At 60.4% G+C, this 18,636-nt stretch carries 16 protein-coding genes; 3 read left to right on the top strand and 13 right to left on the bottom strand.

Annotation, left to right across the window (positions count from 1 at the left end; translation table 11 throughout):
• Window positions 1-88: 88 nt before the first annotated feature.
• The 13 genes from ONB52_14450 to ONB52_14390 all read right to left on the bottom strand — a co-directional run bounded on the left by ONB52_14450 (window position 89) and on the right by ONB52_14390 (window position 14,662).
• Window positions 89-1,588, bottom strand: coding sequence for an Ig-like domain-containing protein (locus tag ONB52_14450; GenBank protein ID MDZ7417335.1), 1,500 nt, complete (start codon window positions 1,586-1,588; stop codon window positions 89-91).
• A gap of 3 nt (window positions 1,589-1,591) precedes the next feature.
• The gene (gene rdgB, locus ONB52_14445) at window positions 1,592-2,206 is read right to left on the bottom strand and encodes an RdgB/HAM1 family non-canonical purine NTP pyrophosphatase (GenBank protein MDZ7417334.1); all 615 of its coding nucleotides are present in this window, start codon (window positions 2,204-2,206) and stop codon (window positions 1,592-1,594) included.
• A 10-nt stretch (window positions 2,207-2,216) separates the two neighbouring features.
• Entirely contained in the window at window positions 2,217-2,483 is a 267-nt protein-coding gene (locus ONB52_14440) for a EutN/CcmL family microcompartment protein (GenBank protein ID MDZ7417333.1), read from the bottom strand.
• Window positions 2,484-2,750, bottom strand: coding sequence for a EutN/CcmL family microcompartment protein (locus ONB52_14435; protein MDZ7417332.1), 267 nt, complete (start codon window positions 2,748-2,750; stop codon window positions 2,484-2,486).
• Between the two features lie 44 nt (window positions 2,751-2,794).
• The gene (locus ONB52_14430; protein MDZ7417331.1) at window positions 2,795-4,054 is read right to left on the bottom strand and encodes a S1C family serine protease; all 1,260 of its coding nucleotides are present in this window, start codon (window positions 4,052-4,054) and stop codon (window positions 2,795-2,797) included.
• Window positions 4,055-4,060: 6 nt separating this feature from the next.
• Window positions 4,061-4,663 carry a zf-HC2 domain-containing protein gene (locus ONB52_14425; protein ID MDZ7417330.1) on the bottom strand — a complete coding sequence of 201 codons (603 nt, stop codon included), beginning with the start codon at window positions 4,661-4,663 and terminating at the stop codon, window positions 4,061-4,063.
• Window positions 4,664-4,727: 64 nt separating this feature from the next.
• On the bottom strand, window positions 4,728-5,327 hold the full coding sequence (locus tag ONB52_14420) for a sigma-70 family RNA polymerase sigma factor (GenBank protein MDZ7417329.1): 600 nt from the start codon (window positions 5,325-5,327) through the stop codon (window positions 4,728-4,730).
• Between the two features lie 141 nt (window positions 5,328-5,468).
• The gene (gene holA, locus ONB52_14415) at window positions 5,469-6,512 is read right to left on the bottom strand and encodes a DNA polymerase III subunit delta (protein MDZ7417328.1); all 1,044 of its coding nucleotides are present in this window, start codon (window positions 6,510-6,512) and stop codon (window positions 5,469-5,471) included.
• Window positions 6,513-6,819: 307 nt separating this feature from the next.
• Window positions 6,820-7,632 carry a transporter gene (locus ONB52_14410; protein MDZ7417327.1) on the bottom strand — a complete coding sequence of 271 codons (813 nt, stop codon included), beginning with the start codon at window positions 7,630-7,632 and terminating at the stop codon, window positions 6,820-6,822.
• 69 nt (window positions 7,633-7,701) lie between these two features.
• Complete coding sequence (locus tag ONB52_14405) at window positions 7,702-9,570, bottom strand: ABC transporter substrate-binding protein (GenBank protein ID MDZ7417326.1); 1,869 nt, start codon at window positions 9,568-9,570, stop codon at window positions 7,702-7,704.
• Window positions 9,567-11,399 carry a glutamine--fructose-6-phosphate transaminase (isomerizing) gene (glmS, locus tag ONB52_14400; GenBank protein ID MDZ7417325.1) on the bottom strand — a complete coding sequence of 611 codons (1,833 nt, stop codon included), beginning with the start codon at window positions 11,397-11,399 and terminating at the stop codon, window positions 9,567-9,569. The genes ONB52_14405 and glmS overlap by 4 nt, the downstream gene beginning before the upstream one ends.
• Before the next feature lie 70 nt (window positions 11,400-11,469).
• Window positions 11,470-11,856 (bottom strand): hypothetical protein, encoded by a 387-nt coding sequence (locus ONB52_14395; protein MDZ7417324.1) that lies wholly within the window; start codon window positions 11,854-11,856, stop codon window positions 11,470-11,472.
• A gap of 310 nt (window positions 11,857-12,166) precedes the next feature.
• The gene (locus ONB52_14390; protein ID MDZ7417323.1) at window positions 12,167-14,662 is read right to left on the bottom strand and encodes a TonB-dependent receptor; all 2,496 of its coding nucleotides are present in this window, start codon (window positions 14,660-14,662) and stop codon (window positions 12,167-12,169) included.
• A 415-nt stretch (window positions 14,663-15,077) separates the two neighbouring features.
• Between ONB52_14390 and ONB52_14385 the strand changes: the two genes are divergently transcribed.
• From ONB52_14385 to ONB52_14375, 3 genes are all read left to right on the top strand, one after another.
• A complete protein-coding gene (locus ONB52_14385; protein MDZ7417322.1) occupies window positions 15,078-16,433 on the top strand; it encodes a bifunctional folylpolyglutamate synthase/dihydrofolate synthase in 1,356 nt (451 codons plus the stop codon).
• A 269-nt stretch (window positions 16,434-16,702) separates the two neighbouring features.
• A complete protein-coding gene (locus ONB52_14380; GenBank protein ID MDZ7417321.1) occupies window positions 16,703-17,587 on the top strand; it encodes a VOC family protein in 885 nt (294 codons plus the stop codon).
• A gap of 128 nt (window positions 17,588-17,715) precedes the next feature.
• Window positions 17,716-18,624 carry a PEGA domain-containing protein gene (locus ONB52_14375; protein ID MDZ7417320.1) on the top strand — a complete coding sequence of 303 codons (909 nt, stop codon included), beginning with the start codon at window positions 17,716-17,718 and terminating at the stop codon, window positions 18,622-18,624.
• The last annotated feature ends 12 nt before the right edge of the window (window positions 18,625-18,636 follow it).

Below are 18,636 nucleotides of genomic sequence, written 5' to 3'. Positions count from 1 at the left end.
CAAAACTCCCACGGCTGGGACCCGGCGGGGTGTCAACCGTGGGAGTTTTGTTTGTGGGTGAAGAGTTTTGGCGATCCGCGTCGCTGCCTCAAAAGACGATCGTGATGTTGGATACCGTGGTGCCGTTGGATACCACCACGCTGTCGGCACGTGACGCGGCTTGATCACCATCGCGATCGTAGAATCCAATCGGCTCCGGCGGCACGGCCGTGGGCTCCAGGCTGCCGTCCAAATCAGTGTCTTTGGCGCCCACCGGCCAGTAGGTGCCGTCGGGGACATTCGCAATCACGAATTCGCCGGTTTCCATAGGCACATAGGAAATTGCCGCCAGTGTCTTGCGCAGGACAGCGGTGGCCTGGCTGGGATTCGGAAAGATTTGCTGAATGACGTCGAGCAGATCGGTGTTGAGCAGCGCGACCAGTGTGTTGCGTGGCGAGATGCCACCGCCACGGAAGAGCACCCGTCCCTGCACTTTGCCGCCGGGGAAGTCTGTGCCGGTGGTGAAGGTGACCTGCTGCGGTGTCTGCAGCATTTGGCCACGCGTGCTGGTGGCGGTATAAAGCACGGCCGTGTACACCGTGTTGGGTTTGAGCGTCACGGGCGCGGAAAGTTCGCGCCGGTCGGCGCTCGGCCGCAGCGTGGCGCCAGTCAGGCCTTCGGGAATCGGCGCAATGAACAGGCCCAGGCGGCTGCTGTCGACCGCCGTGGTGAAGGTCAGGCGGAAGGTGGTGTTGAGCGGCACGTTTTTCTGGCCATTCACCGGGAAGGTGCTGACTACTTTCAATCCGACCACCGGGGTTTGCAGGGTGATTTGCGTGAGTGCGGTGGCGGCCACGGTCACGCTGTCGAGTGCCTGATCGGCATTGGCGTCGTGGCCCTGCAACTGGTCGCCGTCCTGCAGGCGGAAGCGGCCGTCACGATTCACATCCAGCGCAGCGAATGGCCAGTACACCCCTGCGGCGACGCCAGTAATGCTGTATTTGCCCGAGGTGTCAGTGATCGCTGAAACCGCGGCGAGATGTTCATAGAATGCCTCGTCCGGTGCGGCGGCTGCCAGAATCGTTTCGGGATTTTGCGTGAGCAAACCGGCGAAGCACTGCAGCGGCTGGTTGAACGGCTTCACGGAAGTGCCGCTCACGCTCGCTCCCGCAATGCTGCTGCCGGTTGCAAACCTGCTGACGAACGGCGTGCGCAGATAATCGCCGTAGCGATCGTTGGCAGCGAAGACGACGAGCGAGTAGGTGGTGTTGGGCGCCAGGGTGGTGGCCACGCTGATTTGGCGGGCATCGGCACTCAGTTGCCAGTTGGCGAAGAAACCCGGCGGCGTGGGTGCAAGTATGAGCCCGAGATTTTGCAAAGACATTTCAGCGCTGAAGGTGAGCGTGATGCTGGTTTGCGTCGGTACGCCGGTGGCGTTGGGCCCGGGCGAGATGCTGACCAGGTGCAGATCCGGGTAGGGGTCGGGAAGATTGGGGGAAATTTTTTTGCTGCAACCCACGCCGGCAAGCAGCAGCAGCGAGAATGCCGGCAAAATCGAGCACCCCGGTCTTCGTTTTTTGTGGAACAGACCCCTCATTGCTTCAGCCATGTTTCAATCCTCCACTCGAAAGTATCGCTTCAGAAGTTGTCGGGCGGCAGCCAGCGCCCGTCCGCGATGGCTCACCGCGTTCTTTTCCCTCAGAGACATCTCTGCGAACGTGCGTTCGCTGCCGGCCACGATGAAAATCGAATCATAGCCGAACCCGCCCTCCCCCCGCGGCGCCAGGGCCAGGTGGCCGTCGCATGATCCCTCCACGAAGTGCACGGTGTTGCCATCAGTGAAGGCCATGACCGTGCGAAAACGCGCGTTGCGGCGCTCTGGCGGCACCGCCTGCATTTCCGCCAGCAGCTTGCACACATTGTCCTGATAACTTGCGCCGGGGCCGGCATAGCGGCTGCTGTACACCCCCGGGCGGCCGCCCAGGGCGGCAACGAACAAACCGGTGTCATCGGCGAGCGCCGGCAGGCCGGTATGGTGGTGCAGCGTCACCGCCTTTTTGCGGGCATTCTCTTCCAGGGTGTCGCCGTCCTCTGCCACCTCCGGCAGGTCGGGAAAGTCGTCCAGGGAAAGAATGGTAACTGGCAGCGCTCTCAGCGCTTCCTGAATTTCACGGATTTTGTCGCGATTGTGGGTGGCGAGAACCACGCGGGCGGGCGGCAGGGGCATGGCTGGGACGTCAGTAGTTTTCGATCGTATCAACGATACCGACGATGGAAGCATCGACCGGTGACAGGCCGTGACGCAGCGGGAGGGTGGCTTCGCGTGCGGTGACGTAAAACACCATCTCACCCGGACCGGCGCCCACGGTGTCGACCGCGATCAACGGCGTGCCGCTGGGAGCGGCAAAACGGTCGAGCGGTTGAATGATTTGCATTTTGGTGCCGATCAGGCTGGCATCTTTCTGCGTCGCCCAGATCGTACCCAGCACGCGTGCAAGAAACATTCAGGCAACATCCAGTTTGTCAACGATGGCCATGATGGTGGCGTCCACCGCCTTGTTTTCGGTGACTGCCGTTTGCCGTGCCGAGCTGCCCTGCACCACGAGCACAACTTCCCCGACGCCGGCGCCCACGGCATCCACCGCCACCAAAAAGCCCTCCCGGTCTTTCAAATCGAGGCTCACCGGCCGGACGATCTGCAGCTTCAGGCCCTGCAGCCGTTCATCTTTGCGCGTCGCCCACACCGTGCCGATTACACGTGCGAGAATCAAGCAGCAATCTCTCCTGGGATGAGGAAAAAAACTGCCGGCACCTGTCAGTTGTTTTTTTGATAGAGATTTTTCAAAGCGCGCAGTTCCTTTTCCAGCGCATTGAGGCGCTGCCGCAGCCAGGCGGGTTCGGGCCGCGCACTTTCGCCCGGCTGCAGGCCGGACTCCGTTTCCACGGTGGATTCGGCGGCGGGCAGACGCAGTTCACTGAGCGCGATCGGAATCCGGGTTCCCAAACGCACCTTGACGCGGAAGGATTTTTCCTGCCGCACCACTTCCAGCTCCACCTCTTCGCCGGGCGGGGTGGCCGCCACCAGTGTGCTCAAGGAGGTGAGGGAATCCACCATTTGTCCGGCGAATTTGCGAATCAGGTCCCCCACTTGCAAGCCGGCATGCTGTGCCGGACCGTCCGGCACAATGGTGAGGATGCGCGGCCAGGTTTGCCCGCCATCCGTCACGACGGTGATGCCGAGCCAGCCGTGCGTGGCATAATACTGTTCCGCCGCGGTGCGCACCGCCGGCAGGAGGGCGCTCAGCGCATATACCAGCGCCGTATTGCTGAAGAAATTGCCATTTTGGGCATTGGCGGCATCGATACCGACACGGCCGGCGACCATGCCGACAGCCCGGCCCTGGGCATCGAAGACCGGCGAGCCGTTGCTGCCTGGATCGACATTGGCGGTGATGTGCAGGCTGCCATCCGCCTGAATTGCGCGCACCACACCCACTGACACGGCTTGCGGCACGCCCAGTGCATTGCCAATCACTGTAACCCAGGAACCGGCACGCAAGTCGCTGGCCAGACCGATGCGCGCGGGCTTCAGACCGGTGGCGTGAATTTTCACGATGGCAATGCCACGGGCGGAATCCGCCCGCACCAGTTCCGCGCGATAAGTGGCGCCATCATCCATCGCCACATCAATGTAATCCGCCGCCCGCACCACCGACTCTTTGGTCAGCACGAAACCATCGCTGCTGATAATCAAGCCGCTGCCGACCACCAGCTCCTTTGCAGCCGCGCGGCGGTCGGCGAACATCTCAAACAGCCGGCTGCCGCCATCACTGGGTGCCTTCAGCGCGGTTATGGTGACCACCGAGGGTTTGGCCGAAGTGACGATGCCGGCAATCTCGCTCTCCAGCGCCGAAAGCAGACTCTGCCCCTGCACGCCACCGGCGTGACAGCACAGCAGAATGACACCCAATCCCGCCTGCCACATGGCATGCGGCCGGGTGCTTTTGGGCAGGGCTGATCGACGCCCGCTCGCAGAGCGCAACCAGCAAAGTGTCAGGGTGGGCTCCACGACCATGCACCCTCAGAAGGATGAAATGAAAGTCGCCCTTACAGGACGGACGCTAGAGATCACCCTGCCATGCGCAGAATCGGCCGCAGTGGCGTTGGCCGCAGGCAGGCCGCGCAGAATATGGGCCGGGAAAATTGGATGCGCAGGGGTGATTTTATCGAGGGGATAAGTGATGCGTGCGGGATAGGTTGCAGGGTCATCTTGCCAGTCGGTCACGGCCGCGTCCCGGGTTGGCGAAGGGCGCAGGTGGGACGCCGCAGCGGTGGGTGTTTGCGGACGCCAGACGAGATAGCCGAGAACCATAACGAGCATGAGTGCGGCGCCGGCGTAGCCGGCGGTACGCACCAGGCGGTTGGGAGTGCCCACCAGTCGGCCGGGGTGCGGCACACGCTGCTCGCGTTTCAGGCGTGCCCGCAAGACTGCCGTGAAATCATCGGAGGTGCGAACCCGGGGCAAACTTCTCAACTGACTCCGCAGGTGGTGGAGGCGGGTAACCGTGTCATGACAGGCATGACAGGCCGATAGGTGGGTCTCCAGTTTTTGTCGTTCAGCGGCGGGCAGACTGTTCTCGATGTAGTCCGAGAAGGACTCGGAAAACCTCTCGCAAGTGTTCATACGTAACCTTCATTGTAGCAAGTGATACCGGCCACTCCTTTGGAGTTTGAATGTGGAAGGCTGATTATTTGCGCTGATCCAGTATTTTCTTCAGGCGCTTTTGCAGACGGAGCCGGGCACGATTAACGCGCGATTTGACCGTACCAATTGGAACCCGGATAATCTTACTGATCTCTTCATACGAAAGTTCCTGGACATCCCGCAAAATGATGACCTCCCGGAACTTTGGCGAGAGCTTGCTGATCTCGCGTTGGATCAACTCCTCGCCCAGTGTGCTGTTCGCCTGTGTCTCAGGATTGAACACCTCGTCCGAAATTTCATAATCGCGATCCTCCAGCCCCATGTCGGTCAGGGAGAAGAACCGCCGGCGCTTGCGGCGGCGCAGTTCGGTGCGCGCCAAATTGCCTGCAATCGTGTAGATCCACGTGGAAAATTTCGCGATGCGCGTATAGGCAAAGCGGTTGCGATACACCCGCAGGAACGTCTCCTGCACCACGTCCTCTGCTTCCTCGTGATTGTTGAGAAACCGAAAGACGAAGTTGAGCAACTGATCCTTGTAGCGCCGGACAATCTCTTCGTATGCCGCCAACTCTCCCTGCTGAAAACGCTCGATCAGATCTTCATCGGTGGGCTTGCCCTCGTTTCTTTTGGAATTTTCCTCCATTCATCTTCCTTCCCTCATGCGAGGATTGTGGCGGGTGACTTCCATGCAAACCAGCCTCACCAAAGAGCAACATCAACCCACGCCCAAGCCACTTTACGAACGGCGAGCCGCCGGCACGCGTTTGCAGCGGAACGAATGAGTCTACGCTTCAAGCAACTCGTTTGCAGAAACCCGCGGAAACGGCAGGCTTTGCACCGGCAGTTGCTTGATGATGGCGATGGTCATCAGTCGCAACAACAGCGGCGCAGAAATGCTCTGGCTCTTGGCGAGATAATCGACATGGCGCAGCACCTCCAGCGCATTGAAAAGTGCGCTGCTGCTGTAGGCTCTCGCCTCGCGTTGCAGCCGTTCGGCAAAGAACGCATGCACCCCGGTTTTTTGCGACAACACCGCAAGATCCTGCCGCCGTGACAACGTCTGTGCCAGATACAATTGTCCGAAATAACGCGCCAGGCTGCTCACGATCGCGCCGGGGCTGGTGTTCTCCGCCAGCACCTCGACGATGCGCAGCGCCGCCGCCAAATTCCTGCCGCCCAGCGCCTCCTGCAGTGAAAAGACCGAGAATTCCCGCCGAAATCCGGCAACCTCCCGCACATGTTCGAGCGTGATCTGTCGTTCACTGCCGAGATAGGTCTGCAACTTATCAATTTCGCTGCGCAGCGCCTGGATCGAGTTGCCCACTTCAGTGGCCAGCCATTGCGCCGCTTCCGGGGAGATGGTCATGCCCAGGCTCGCAATATGGCTCTGGATCCAGGGCACGATCTGATTGTCGTAGAGTGGCCGGCAATCAACAAAGCCTGCAATTTTGCTCAACACCTCCAGGCCTTTTTTCTTCGAGCCTTTCTCGCGCTGCGTGAGAATCAAGTGGGTGGTGGGGCAGGGCTTTTTGGCATATTCGGCCAGCGCCAGGAGATCGCCCGCCGGCATTTTATGCACATCCCGAACGAGAACGGTGCGATAAGCTGCCAGCATGGGATAGGCACAGGCAATGTCCAACACCCTGGTGGCCGGCACGTCGCTGCCATAAAAAGCATCGAAATTGAAGTCGCGCATCTCCGGCGTGACAAGCCTGTCCAGCAACAGTCGCACGCCCTCTTCGATCAAGCCGGTCTCCTCCCCGGCGAAAAAATAAACCGGTTTGAAATCTCCCCGGCGAATCGATTGGGTAAACTCCGCAAATTTCATGGAATCTCTATGGATAACACAGGGCGGGCCGCAGGTTTATTGCCGTTTTTTCACAGCGCCGGCGGCAAATATAGCAGGCTGGCTGCTGGATTGCAAGCGATTTTCCGTGGCATGAGCATGCCCCGCGGCATTCACAGCCAGGCGGTTGGCGGTGGCAGGGGAGGGAGGGAATGTTGTATGACAAAGCTCACCCCCTTCTCCTCCCGGGAAGAGAGAGGGTGAGCTTTGACGCTTCAACAAAGCTGTTTCACCCAGTGGCGTTTTGTGGCGCGCGGCTCCGTCGCTTGAGCGGCGCCTGGTTCCCGGCTCAAAAACCCAGCAAATAACCGGCGCGCAAGGTGAAATTGGGCGCGCCATCGTCCAACCCCAGACCCAGGCCGCCACGCAACCGGCCGCCGGACTTCAGCGGATAATCGATGCCGCCCGACAGTAGAATGTAATCCCCCTCGGTGCGGAAGTTGAGCTCGCCGATGAGATTGAGTTTGTTTTTGGTCGGATAAATCACGCCGCCGCCGAGCAACAGACTGTTGTCATATTCGGAATCTGTTTCGTTTCGCCCGGTGCTGGGATTGAATTTGGGCACTTTCGTCTCTGCGAAATCCAGGCCGAGCGTACCGGTCAGCACCAGGCCGCTCTCCAGCCGGTGGCGCAAGGAGCCGAAGCCGCCGAAATCCAGCGTGCCCTCGCCAATGTCCTCACTGCCGATGGGCAGGGTAAGCAGGGCGCCCACCGAAATCACCGTCGGGCCGGGCACGACGTTGTAGCGTCCGGAGACCAGCAGGTCACTGATGCCGGATTGGCTGTCGCCCACATCCGGGGAGATATTGCGAAATCCCAAACCGCCGCCGAGCTGCAGTTTCTCCGCCACCGGCAGCGCCGCCTGCACCGCCAGGTCGATGCTGGAAAGGTCATTGTCATAAGTGGAATACTGAAACAACCCCTCGCCGTACGGGGCGGTGGCGATGGGAGCATCCTGGAAAAAGGTCTGGAACAAACGAATGTCATCCGTTTCGTTTTTCGTCTGACTCACACCGACTCCCCATGTCATCAACAGAAAAAAAGCTGCAGTGCGGTACTTCATTTCACGTTTCTCCTTTTGAGGAATGATGAGAATGACCATGGCTCATCCGGGCGCTTTGTTGTGTCAGCTACATCATTTTTTGGCAAATGCCCGGACGAATAAAACAGTCTAGTTCACCCGCCGGATCTCCGCGTTGAGAATTTGCAGAAGGTTCACGCGGCGGTTGACCCGCTGGGAGTTTTTGAAGCTGATTTCACCTTTCAGGCCGGGGTAACCGTCAATCCGGGCAAGGGCCTCACGAATCTGATCCGGCTTGCGGGCGCCACGCTCCACGCAATGCAACAGCAGGCTGCCGGCATCATAGCCCAGGACATCAAAGCGCTCGGGCGTGGCGCCGGTGAGCTTGCGATAAGCGATGCGGAACTGCCGGCCGCGCTCGCTCTGCCAATCGACATAATAGTCGCTGGGAAAAACCGTGCCGTCGATATAGGGGCGCAGCTCGCGCATGCGCTCCGGCTCGATCCACTGCCAGTCGTCGCCACCCAACAGCAGGCACTGAATGTTGTAATAAGCGCGTTGTGGCGCAATCAAAGTGATGTCTTCATGATACAACGGCAGGAACAGGGCGTGAATGCTGGTGACCGGCGTGGACACATCTTCGACCAGGGCGGCATTGCGCACCCCCTTGAGCGAACGGTAATTCTGTTCGAGCTTGAGAGTGTCGGCCAGGCTCAGCTCGAAGGCTGCGGCCCGAATGCCCTTGAATTGCTTGCCGAAATCTTCGGTGCCCTCATAGTACCACTTTTGCGTGATGATCTGGCCGCCCAGGCTGTCGACCGCGGCACTCAAACCATCGGTCATCTGCTGGCCGTACTCATCCTGCGGCGCGAAGGTGGCAAAGCGGCGGCAGTTGAGATAGCGCACGGCATACTCGGCCAGCGCGCGGCCTTTCATCTCGCGGTCGGCGTTCATTTGAAACACGTACTCGCCCAGCCCGGCAATACCGTTGGCCGTCGAGACCGGCACGAGTATGGGAATGCTCTTCTCCTGCGCCAGTGCGGCAATTGCGCTGCTCGCGGAGTTTTCATACTCGCCGATGAGAGCCACGATGCTGGGGTCGCTCAACAAGAGCTGGGCGGCTTTGAGCGCGCCCACCACGCTGCTCTCCGAATCGCGCACCACAAATTCAACCGCGGGATTTGCGCCGGGCAAATTGCCGCCGGCCCCCGCCTGTGCCAGGGGCCCGCTGCTGCTGCCGCGTGTGCGCAGGGCGTAGCGCATCCCGCGGTAGAGTGCCTGGCCGGCCTCGGCATCCATGCCGCTCAGCGGCACGATGACGCCGATGCGCACAGCACTGGTGAGATCCGGCTGCGGTGTGTTTTTGAGTTGCTCCAGTTGGCGGGTGAAACGGGTGTTGGGATGCGCGCGCAGGAAGGTCTCGACGATTTTTTGCGCTTCGCTGCGGCGGCCCTGGGCATATTCATTTTTGGCGAGCGCGATCGCCACCAGGGCCAGGCCGTTCTCGCCCAGATAGCCGCGGCGCAGTTTGCGGCGCAAATCATTGGGCTGGAGATAATCATCGAACAGGGTCTGGGCATGTTTGGCGGCGGCCTCGCGCAGCGCCGGCGTTTCGGCAAAATCGAGCACCCAGATGAATTCGCTCGCGGCCTCGGCATAGTTGCCCTCTTGAAACGCCGTCATGCCGAGCAAATAATGCGCCTGCTCGCGATACCGGCTCCCGGGGTGTGCCTCCATCAGGCGGGTGAGCGCCTCGCTCACCTGGCTGTACTGGCCCAGGTGATAATGGCAGCGCGCCTGCAGGTAAAGCCCGGCGGTGTAAAGTTCGTCCTGCGCGCCGCGCTCCACGGTGCGCAGGGCCTGTTCCAGTGCCAGCGCGTAGTTGCCCTGATTGTAGGCGGTCACCCCGCGCTGGAACTGCAGTTTTTTCTCCCGCAACGTCTCCTGGGAAGCTGCCGTCGTAACAACAAGGCCCAGCGCCAGCCAGGCACAACCGAAGAGGACGGAGGAGGATTTCATTCGACCGTTACGCTTTTGGCTAGATTTCGCGGTTGATCCACGTCGCAGCCGCGCAGGATGGCGATGTAGTACGCCAGCAGTTGCAGTGGAATGATGGTGAGAATGGGCATCAGCATTTCGATGGTCGGCGGGATGTAGATGACGTGATCGGTATGACGTCTGATTTCCTGGTCGCCCTCGGTGGCGATGGCGATCACACGGCCGCGGCGGGCCCGCACCTCTTCGATGTTGCTGATAATCTTGTCGTAGGTCGAATCCTTCGTGGCGATGAAGACCACCGGCATGTTTTCATCGATCAGCGCGATTGGGCCGTGTTTCATCTCGGCTGCCGGATAGCCCTCCGCGTGAATATAGGAAATCTCCTTGAGTTTGAGCGCCCCCTCCAGCGCCACCGGGAAATTATAGCCGCGGCCGAGATAGAGGAAATTGCCTGATTGGTGATAGATTTTGGCGATTTCCCGCACCTGCTCGCGCTGCTGCAGAATCTGTTCGACCTGCCGCGGCAGCGCCTGCATTGCCTGCACCGTCTCGCGGCCCTTGCTGGCCGACATGTTGCGCATGCGTGCCAGCAACAGGGTGATGAGCGACAGCACGGTCACCTGGGAGGTGAAGGCCTTGGTGGAGGCCACCCCGATTTCCGGGCCGGCATGCAAATACACCCCTGCGTCCGTCTCGCGCGCGATGGTCGAGCCGACCACGTTGCAAATGCCCAGCACCTTGGCGCCCTTGCGCTTGGCCTCGCGCAGCGCGGCCAGCGTGTCGGCGGTTTCCCCCGACTGGCTGATGACCATCACCACCGTGTCGCGGTCCAGTACCGGATCGCGATAGCGGAATTCGCTGGCATATTCCACCTCCACGGGAATGCGCACGAACTCTTCCAGCATATACTCGCCGATGAGCGCCGCATGCCAGGAGGTGCCGCAGGCGGTGAGCAGGATGCGGCGGGCATAGAGCAGGGAGTCGATCTCATGGCGGATGCCGCCCAGCCGCGCCATGCCCTCCTCGGGCAGCAGGCGGCCGCGCAGCGCGTCTTCGATGGTGCGCGGCTGCTCCATGATCTCCTTCATCATGAAATGGTCGTAGCCGCCCTTTTCGATGCGCTCGATGTCGAAGGCGATGCGCTCGATGGCCTTGGTCACCGGCTGGTTGTCAATGGTCTTGATCTGCACGCCGTTGCGCGTCAGCACCGCCATTTCGCCGTCGTCGAGATAGGTGACGTTTTTGGTGTGCTCGACCATGGCGGTGGCATCGGAGGCAACGAAGTACTCGCCCTCGCCGATGCCGATCACCAGCGGGCTGCCCCGCCGCGCCGCGATGATGGTGTCGGGATGCTCGTGCGAAATCACCGCGATACCGTAAGTGCCCTGCACCTGTGCCAGTGCGGCGCGCACCGCCTCTTCGAACTGCAAACCCTGCTGCAGGAATTCCTCGATAAGATGCACCAGCACCTCGGTGTCGGTCTCGGAGCAGAAACTGTGGCCCTTTTTGACCAGCTCGCGCTTGATCACCAGGAAGTTTTCGATGATGCCATTGTGAATCAACGCGATGCAGTTCCTGCTGTCCGTGTGCGGATGGGCGTTGACGTCGTTGGGGACGCCGTGCGTGGCCCAACGGGTATGCGCGATTCCCACGCTGCCCCGCAGCGGGATGCCGTTCATCCGGCGCTCCAGGTTCGAGATTTTGCCCGCCTGTTTTTCGATGACAAGTTTGTTGCCCGAGACGATCGCCAATCCCGCAGAATCATAGCCGCGATATTCCAGCCGCTTCAAACCCTCGATCAACAACGGAACCAGCGGTTTCTCTCCGACATATCCGACGATGCCACACATGGCGCGAAACTCCTTTATGGTTGAGGCGGTCAGTGCGAACGTGCTTGGCCGGCTGTCCTGCTGTCCAGCATCAAGACACGGCGCTGTTGTGACTGAGTGGGAAGAATGGCATTTGGAAAAGCTGGTGTGGATTGGCCATCAACAGGTGTGCGAGATCGCGCATGAAATGCCCACGGCTGTTCACTCGCTTCCCGGCTTTGGAATGGCGGCAAAATAGAAATCGCCTCTTAAAAATGCAAGACCTGAATTTTGCACCCAGATTGATCTCCTCCGCGAGAAGCGCCGCTGTGATCGCGACGGCCAACCACCCGGGGTGGTGCATAAAAAATTTTGCAGGCAACCGTGCTGTCAACTCCGGTAGAAGTGAACTGTTTTGCGTGAAGTGGCCTTTCGCATTTCTCAAAACTTCGTCAGGTGTGGCCTGCCTGGCCCTCCTCAAAAAGCCGCGCCAGATCATGAGAAATTCTCCAGTTCACTCCTGACGGAGTTTTGTGAACACGTCATTTCTCCCGGGCAATGGCAAGTGAGCATGCAACATTCAGGGAAGACAAAAGTTGCCTCAGCGTCGGCGTGCTCTCTGCCTTGGCTGGGCGGGAGGCTTCAGCGCACAAAAACCTTTTGAAGGTGCCTGGAGTTTTGCACCATGATCACGCCGCGCTACTGCGGCCGGCGGCACATAAAGCAGGCTGGGCGCCCTCTTGCCGCAGGTGCCGCGCATGGCAGGTTGTCAAAGGAAGGAGGTGGGAAAGCGAGCAGGTGCCGCCGGCTCACCGCAAGCTGAGGCCAACCCAAATGCGCCGGCCGTAGTGTTCCTGAAACTCCAGCGTGGGCTGGCCGAAATCGATGCCGCCCTGCGCCGGATCTGCGCTGCGTTGATCGAGCAGGTTGCGCACCTCCAGAAACGGTGCCAGCGGCAGGCCGAGCCGCGCCAAAGACGGTCCCGCCAGTTTCAGATCGATAAAATGACGCCAGCCCAGCTCCGTCTCTTTGTTGCTCAGCCACTCGATCGCACGTGCCGGCCCATTGATTTTGGCGAACAGGCTCACCAGCAGGCCTTGGGGCGTGTGGTAAGACAGACGCAGCTTGAAGGCGTGACGTTGATCCCACGCCAGCGGCTCCTCCAGATGGCTGAGCTGCACTTCATCGCGGCTGCGGCTCAACAGCGTGGTCTCCGGCCAGGAGCCGGTGCCGCTGCTGGTCAAGTGAGTGTAGGCAAGGCTTGCCTGCAGCGCCATGCCGAAGCGATGGGAGTAGGCTGCTTCCAGACCGCTGGTGCTGGCCCTGGCGCGATTCTCATAGCGAAACACCGCTTGTTGTTCCCCCGAGCCGGCGGCGGGATTGCCGTATGGGAAGGTGTCGATCAAATCTTCAAAGTCACGCAGGAAGCCGGTGAGCGTGAAGGTGGAATGCCCGGCCAGCACGCGGCGGTATGTCAGCTCCCAGGCTTTGGCGCGGATCGGCTTGATGTTGCTGTTGCCGAAGATCGGCCAGCGGGCCTCGAGATTGCCTGCGGGGTTGGTATACAAGTAATAAAACGGCGGCAGCTCGAAAAACCAGCCGTAGTTCACCGCGAGATGTTCGACGTTGCCGATGGGAATGGCGATGCCCAGGCGCGGCGCCAGGGTGAAGTGAAATTTGTCCGCCGGTGGTGCCGGCGCCACTGCAGAATCATTGGCCGCCGTGAAGGGTGCTGTGGAGGGCAGTCGCGCCGGTTTGGCATTCGCGGAGAAGTATTCGGCGCGCACGCCCATGGTGGCCAGAAAACTGGGGAGCTCGATTTTGTGCTGGAAATAGGCGGCGAGCGCATACGGTTTGCGCTGGAACGCGTCCTGATAGCGGCTGTACACCCGGCTCTCTGCCAGGCGGCCGTTGGGCCACAGCAGGAAGCGATCGCGGTTGAGCGTGATTTGCCACAGGTTGGTCTCGAAGCCCAGCCGAAATTGGTGCGTGGGATTCAATTGCCGCACCAGGCTGAGGCGGCCGAAGTAGTGGCGCTCGCGCAGATCCTCCCACCAGGGTTCGAACTCTCCCGGCCACACCTGCGCCAGCGATTGCGAGTGTTTGAGGATGAGATTGCTGGTTCCCGCGCCGGCGATGGCGCCGGTGATGCGCTGCCGCAAACGCAGGAGACTCAATTCAAGCTTGTAAAACGTCTCCGCACTCAGGGTGTGAATGATGGACAGGTCCATCCGGCTGCTGTTGTTGAAGCGTTTGGGCAGCGCCGACACACGGCCGGCCCACGCCGCATCATAGCGCCGCCATTCCCAGTTGGAAAACAAGCCCTGCCAGCGCAGAAAGACCGTGTTGGACAGCCGGAGCATCAGCTTGGAATTCAGATCATAATTGAACAGCACCGGCGTGTTAAAGATCTGCCGAAGCTGCTTGCGCTGGGGCGTGTCGGTAAGGTAGGCACTGCCGGAAATCAGGTAATTGGAATCGATCAACGGCCCGCCCAGGCCGAGTTTGAGCGGCCCGCCCACGGCAAACTCCGCGCGCCGGGCGTTGTCATAGCTCCAATCGCGGCGCGCCGGTACATCCTGCGCCAGTTTGAGTGCCGCGAAAAAGTCATTGCGGCCCTCGCGCGTGATGATGTTGATGACCCCGGAGGTAACGTTGCCGTATTCCGCACTGAAACCGCCGGTCTGCACCACCATCTCTGCGATCGCGCTGGTGGGCAGGCTGAACGCCGCCGCACGGGTCATGGCACCGGAAGCCGGCAGCCCGTCGATGAGATACTGCACGTTGCTGCTGCGGCTGCCGCGCATGTGGTTGGCGACGTAGCCGGGCACCAGAGCCAGCTTGTCGTGATAGGTCAGCCCGGGCGTGGTTTCCGCTATGGTTTCCTCGCTGAGATATTCGGTGCTCGACATCAGATCACGAAAAATCTGCACGCGCGGCGCGGTTACCACGATTTCTTCGGACGTGTTGAGCACGCGGCTGGTGAGCGCGATGTCCAGGCTGGTATTGAGATCGGTTTTCACCTCCACGTCGGTCAGCTTCAACGTGCTGTAGCCGATCATGCTCACCCGCAGGTTGTAGTTGCCCACCGGCAGGTTGTAGATGATGTAGTGCCCGTACTTGTTGGCTTTGGCGCCAAAATTGGTGCCTTCCACTACAATATTCGCGCCTGGCAGAGGAATATTTGTCTCCTTGTCTCTCACGAAACCGGAGATATTGCCGAACGCGCCGCTGAAGCTGTTGCTGGCCGGCAGGAGGAGCGCCACCAGCACGAGGATTTTGGCTCTTGGGGAAGAGGTTCTCATTTGCGCAAGATCTTGTTTTATCAAAACAATATTCTTTGCAAGGCTTATGCCATGCTGCGCTCTAAAGTCAGCTTGCCTCGCCTGACTGCGCAGCTCATCCGGCAGGTTTTTCATCTCGCACGATTTCAAAGAAGTTAAACTTGTACACCCGCCGGCATGGCGACCGCAACATGCGCCGTGTCCGCCAAAGATGTGCGAGGATATGCAAAAAGCTTCCAGAAAACGGAAAATTTTTGCATATTGGCGGCCATTTCTGCAGCAATCAATTGTGTGGCGCGCGCGGCGCCCATCAGGATGAAGCAAGACCACTTTTGCAGCCAGCCATGCTGTGCTCATCTCACAAGGGTTCTCAGCGCTGCTGAGAATCGTTGCCCAAGTGGTGGCAGGCAAGTCCCGCAATCATACCTCGGAAGCCATGTCACGATCTGAAATGGCCATAAGTAGCCGCACTCAGGCTTATTTGAATAAACTGGGATTTTTTGGCTGGCAGCTCGGCTTGCAGCGCATTCGCCGGCTTGCTCGTTTTCTTGGCAATCCCCAGCGGGCCTTTCCGTGTGTACATCTCGCCGGCACCAATGGCAAAGGTTCGACCGCGGCGATGCTGACAGCCATTGCCCAAGCCGCCGGTCTGCGTGTCGGGCTTTATACCTCCCCCCATCTGGTCCATCTCAATGAGCGCATTCAAATCAACGGCGTGCCCATCTCCGGCCATGACTTCGAAGAGTTGTTGCGCTCCTGCCGGTCGCGGATCGATGCCTGGCAGGCCACCTACTTTGAAGTCCTGACCGCGCTTGCTTTCAAATATTTTGCCGAGCAGCAGGTCGATCTGGCGATTATCGAAACCGGTTTGGGCGGCCGGCTGGACGCCACCAACATCATCCTGCCCGAGATCAGCATCATTACATCCATCGCTCTGGAGCATCAGAATTACCTGGGCAGGACCCTGGCCGCGATTGCTGCGGAGAAGGCCGGCATCATCAAACCCAAACGGCCCTGCCTGAGCGGCGTGCTGCCACCCACGGCGGCTGCCGTGGTGGCGGCCCGCTGCCGCGAGCTGCGCGCACCGCTGCTCGAGGTTCGCCGGCGCGCGAAGGTTTCCAAAATGCGACTGGCCGTCACGGGAACCCGCTTCGACCTGCGTTTGCCCGCTGATGAAATTGCCTATTCCGCTTTGCAGTTGAACTTGTTGGGTGCGCATCAAGTGCGTAATGCGGCTCTGGCGGTTTGTGCCGCGAGCTTGCTGCGCCGGGCCGGATTTCCGCTCTCCGACGAAGCCATCCGTGCGGGGCTGTCGCACACACACTGGCCGGCGCGGCTGCAATTGCTGCCGGGCCAGCCGAACACGCTGTTGGACGCGGCACACAATCCCCATGGCATGCGCGTGCTCACCCAAACGATTCAGACGCTCTTTCCCGGCCGGCCGGTCAAAGTGGTGATGGCGCTGATGCAGGACAAGTCGGCGGCCAGGGTGCTGCGCCTCTGGCAGCCGCTGCAGCCGGCCTGCTTTTTCGCCACGGTGGCAAGCGATCGCGCCCGGCCCGGCCGGGAATTGCTGCAACATGCCCGCGCCCTGGGATTGCGCGCCCGGGCGTTCGACCACAGCGAGCAGGCGCTGCAGGCGGCGCGCGCACTCTGCCGCGACAACGATTTGCTTTGCGTCACCGGCTCGCATTACCTGCTCGGCGAGTTGATGCGCGCGGGCAGTCTGCCCGATCCCTACACCGGCAAGGTCCGGCGCAAATCGCAACCCCGGCGTGTGCCGTCATCTTGATGCCGTGGCGGCGGGAACAATCCGCGAATTGACTTTTAGAGGAATTAGAATTATTTTGCCGCCGCTGACTGTAGTCTTTCGCATATGCGAAATCACAAATGCCGCAGCCTTTCATTCCCATGCACCCCAACCATGCACTGCGCGGCAAAAAACACCGGAATGCCAGGAACGGAACCGGTTCCAATTTCTCAACAATCCAGGACGGAGCCTCGACCTTCAACGACCGCGATTTCCTGCAAGCAAAAACATCTTTTTGGGATAGGTTCGTTATGCACCCCGATACACACATGGGGCCGGTGCATCTCACGGTTGCAGATTTGAAACAAGCGCTCCATTTCTACAGCAACCTGCTCGGCCTGAAAATCCTGCAGAGCCAGCGCGGTACCACCTGGCTCTCCGCCGACGGCTCGCACCCCCTGCTCGCGCTCACCCGGTTGCCGGACGCCAAGCCCCGGCCGCACTTCAGTGCCGGCCTCTATCACTTCGCGATTCTGCTGCCAGGCCGCTACGATCTGGCGCACGCTCTGCACCATCTGCTCGCTCTGCGCTACCCGTTGCAAGGCGCTTCGGATCATCTGGTGAGTGAGGCAATTTACCTCGCCGACCCTGAAGGCAACGGCATCGAAATCTATGCCGACCGGCCGCGCAGCGACTGGCTCTGGCAGGACGGCCAGTTGCGCATGACCACCGAGGTGCTCGATTTGGATTTGCTGCTGGCGGAATTGGGACGCGGCAAAGTCACCTGGGAAGGATTGCCGCCCGGCACGCGCATCGGCCATGTGCATTTGCAAGTCGGCGATCTGGAAAGTGCCGAGCGTTTCTATCGTGAGATTCTGGGTTTCGAATTGACCGCGCGCTACGGCAGTGAGGCCCTCTTTCTCGCGGCCGGAGGCTATCATCATCATGTGGGATGCAATACCTGGGCGGGAAAGGGAGCACCCCCCGCGCCTTCCGACGCCCGCGGTCTCCGGTATCTTACCATCTGTGTGCCGAATGAAACAGAGTTGGCACTGGTGGCAAGCCGCCTGGAGCGCCACGACTGGACGTTTCAGCAGAGGCCCGGCCTGCTCAGCCTGCGCGATCCCTTCAACATCGGCATGCTGATCGTGGCCGGCGAACCCACCCTTGGCCGCAACGGCAGTCTGACCTGGTGAGTCTGAGCGGTGCCCGGCCCGGTGTTTCGTCTGCTGCGTTTGACTTAGGAGATCAACTCTTTCCATCATCCCGCTGCCAGGCCGGCCTTGGCGTGCAGGGGCACCTTTTTACTCCAAGGGAGAAAGTCATGATCACCAGATGCCTTTACCCAGCGCTGCTGTTTTGCCTCATCAACCCGGCTGCCGGCCTTGTTGCCGGCGCGTTGGCCGCCGTCTCCACCACTTCCCCCGGTTTGCTCGTGCAGATCAACAATGTGCGCGACCAGCGCAACAACAAGGGCGAAGTCGAGCTGTATGTCGAGGGCAGGAGAATTCAACCGCTGCGCACCACCGAACGCACGCCGCGCAATGAAGTCTTCGAGCTGCCTCTGGCCCAGGGCGTGTATCAGGTGAAGGCCGTCTATCGTGCCAAATCTTTTTGGAAGGAGAAGGAATACGAGCTGCAGACGCATGACGGCCGGGTCAGAATCTATCCCGGCCACGTGACGCTGCTCACCATCACACTCGAAAAGAATCCCGACGGCAGTCTGGTGAGAAAGAAGAATTTTTTCACGGAGAGTGCACAGCCGCTGGCGGGCGCAGCCGGGCAGGTAACAGCCACTGCACCGGCAGCATCACCGGCAGCAGCGGGCGGGCACGAGTCGAAGCCAACGCCGGAGGTGACACCGGCGGTGCGAGTTGTCCCTGCGGCTGTCGCGCCGGAAACTGCCCGGCCGCCGGCCGTGCCTGACTCCCCCATGGCCCCGGCGCCCGCTCTGCCTGCGCCTGTGCCACCGGTGGAACCCGCGCCCGTTGCCCCGCCCGCAGATGAAAAAATCGCACTGCAGATCAACACCATTCCCACCCATGCCGAGGTGATCGTCGACGACAAATACCTGGGACAGTCACCGCTGATCACATACATCTCCCGCGGGCAGAATCATGTGATTCAAATTTCCAAAGCGGGACATCGCGACCGCATCAAGATGCTCGAGGCCGCGCAACTGCGCAGCGAGAAAATCTTTTTTCTGATCGAAAAACTCGAGCCGCAGCCGTAGGTCCCCCCCTTT

The sequence above is a fragment of the candidate division KSB1 bacterium genome, from assembly GCA_034506255.1.
Taxonomy (GTDB): domain Bacteria; phylum Zhuqueibacterota; class Zhuqueibacteria; order Zhuqueibacterales; family Zhuqueibacteraceae; genus Coneutiohabitans; species Coneutiohabitans thermophilus.
This window is presented reverse-complemented; position numbering and strand designations above follow the sequence as displayed.

Excerpts from the sequence above, each read along its gene's own strand:
- ONB52_14405 (MDZ7417326.1), bottom strand. The coding sequence starts at position 9,570 with ATGAAATCCTCCTCCGTCCTCTTCGGTTGTGCCTGGCTGGCGCTGGGC.
- holA (MDZ7417328.1), bottom strand. The coding sequence starts at position 6,512 with ATGAAATTTGCGGAGTTTACCCAATCGATTCGCCGGGGAGATTTCAAA.
- ONB52_14450 (MDZ7417335.1), bottom strand. The coding sequence starts at position 1,588 with ATGGCTGAAGCAATGAGGGGTCTGTTCCACAAAAAACGAAGACCGGGG.
- glmS (MDZ7417325.1), bottom strand. The coding sequence starts at position 11,399 with ATGTGTGGCATCGTCGGATATGTCGGAGAGAAACCGCTGGTTCCGTTG.
- ONB52_14380 (MDZ7417321.1), top strand. The coding sequence starts at position 16,703 with ATGCACCCCGATACACACATGGGGCCGGTGCATCTCACGGTTGCAGAT.
- ONB52_14390 (MDZ7417323.1), bottom strand. The coding sequence starts at position 14,662 with ATGAGAACCTCTTCCCCAAGAGCCAAAATCCTCGTGCTGGTGGCGCTC.
- ONB52_14375 (MDZ7417320.1), top strand. The coding sequence starts at position 17,716 with ATGATCACCAGATGCCTTTACCCAGCGCTGCTGTTTTGCCTCATCAAC.
- ONB52_14430 (MDZ7417331.1), bottom strand. The coding sequence starts at position 4,054 with ATGGTCGTGGAGCCCACCCTGACACTTTGCTGGTTGCGCTCTGCGAGC.
- ONB52_14425 (MDZ7417330.1), bottom strand. The coding sequence starts at position 4,663 with ATGAACACTTGCGAGAGGTTTTCCGAGTCCTTCTCGGACTACATCGAG.
- ONB52_14385 (MDZ7417322.1), top strand. The coding sequence starts at position 15,078 with ATGTCACGATCTGAAATGGCCATAAGTAGCCGCACTCAGGCTTATTTG.
- rdgB (MDZ7417334.1), bottom strand. The coding sequence starts at position 2,206 with ATGCCCCTGCCGCCCGCCCGCGTGGTTCTCGCCACCCACAATCGCGAC.
- ONB52_14440 (MDZ7417333.1), bottom strand. The coding sequence starts at position 2,483 with ATGTTTCTTGCACGCGTGCTGGGTACGATCTGGGCGACGCAGAAAGAT.
- ONB52_14410 (MDZ7417327.1), bottom strand. The coding sequence starts at position 7,632 with ATGGTCATTCTCATCATTCCTCAAAAGGAGAAACGTGAAATGAAGTAC.
- ONB52_14395 (MDZ7417324.1), bottom strand. The coding sequence starts at position 11,856 with ATGATCTGGCGCGGCTTTTTGAGGAGGGCCAGGCAGGCCACACCTGAC.
- ONB52_14420 (MDZ7417329.1), bottom strand. The coding sequence starts at position 5,327 with ATGGAGGAAAATTCCAAAAGAAACGAGGGCAAGCCCACCGATGAAGAT.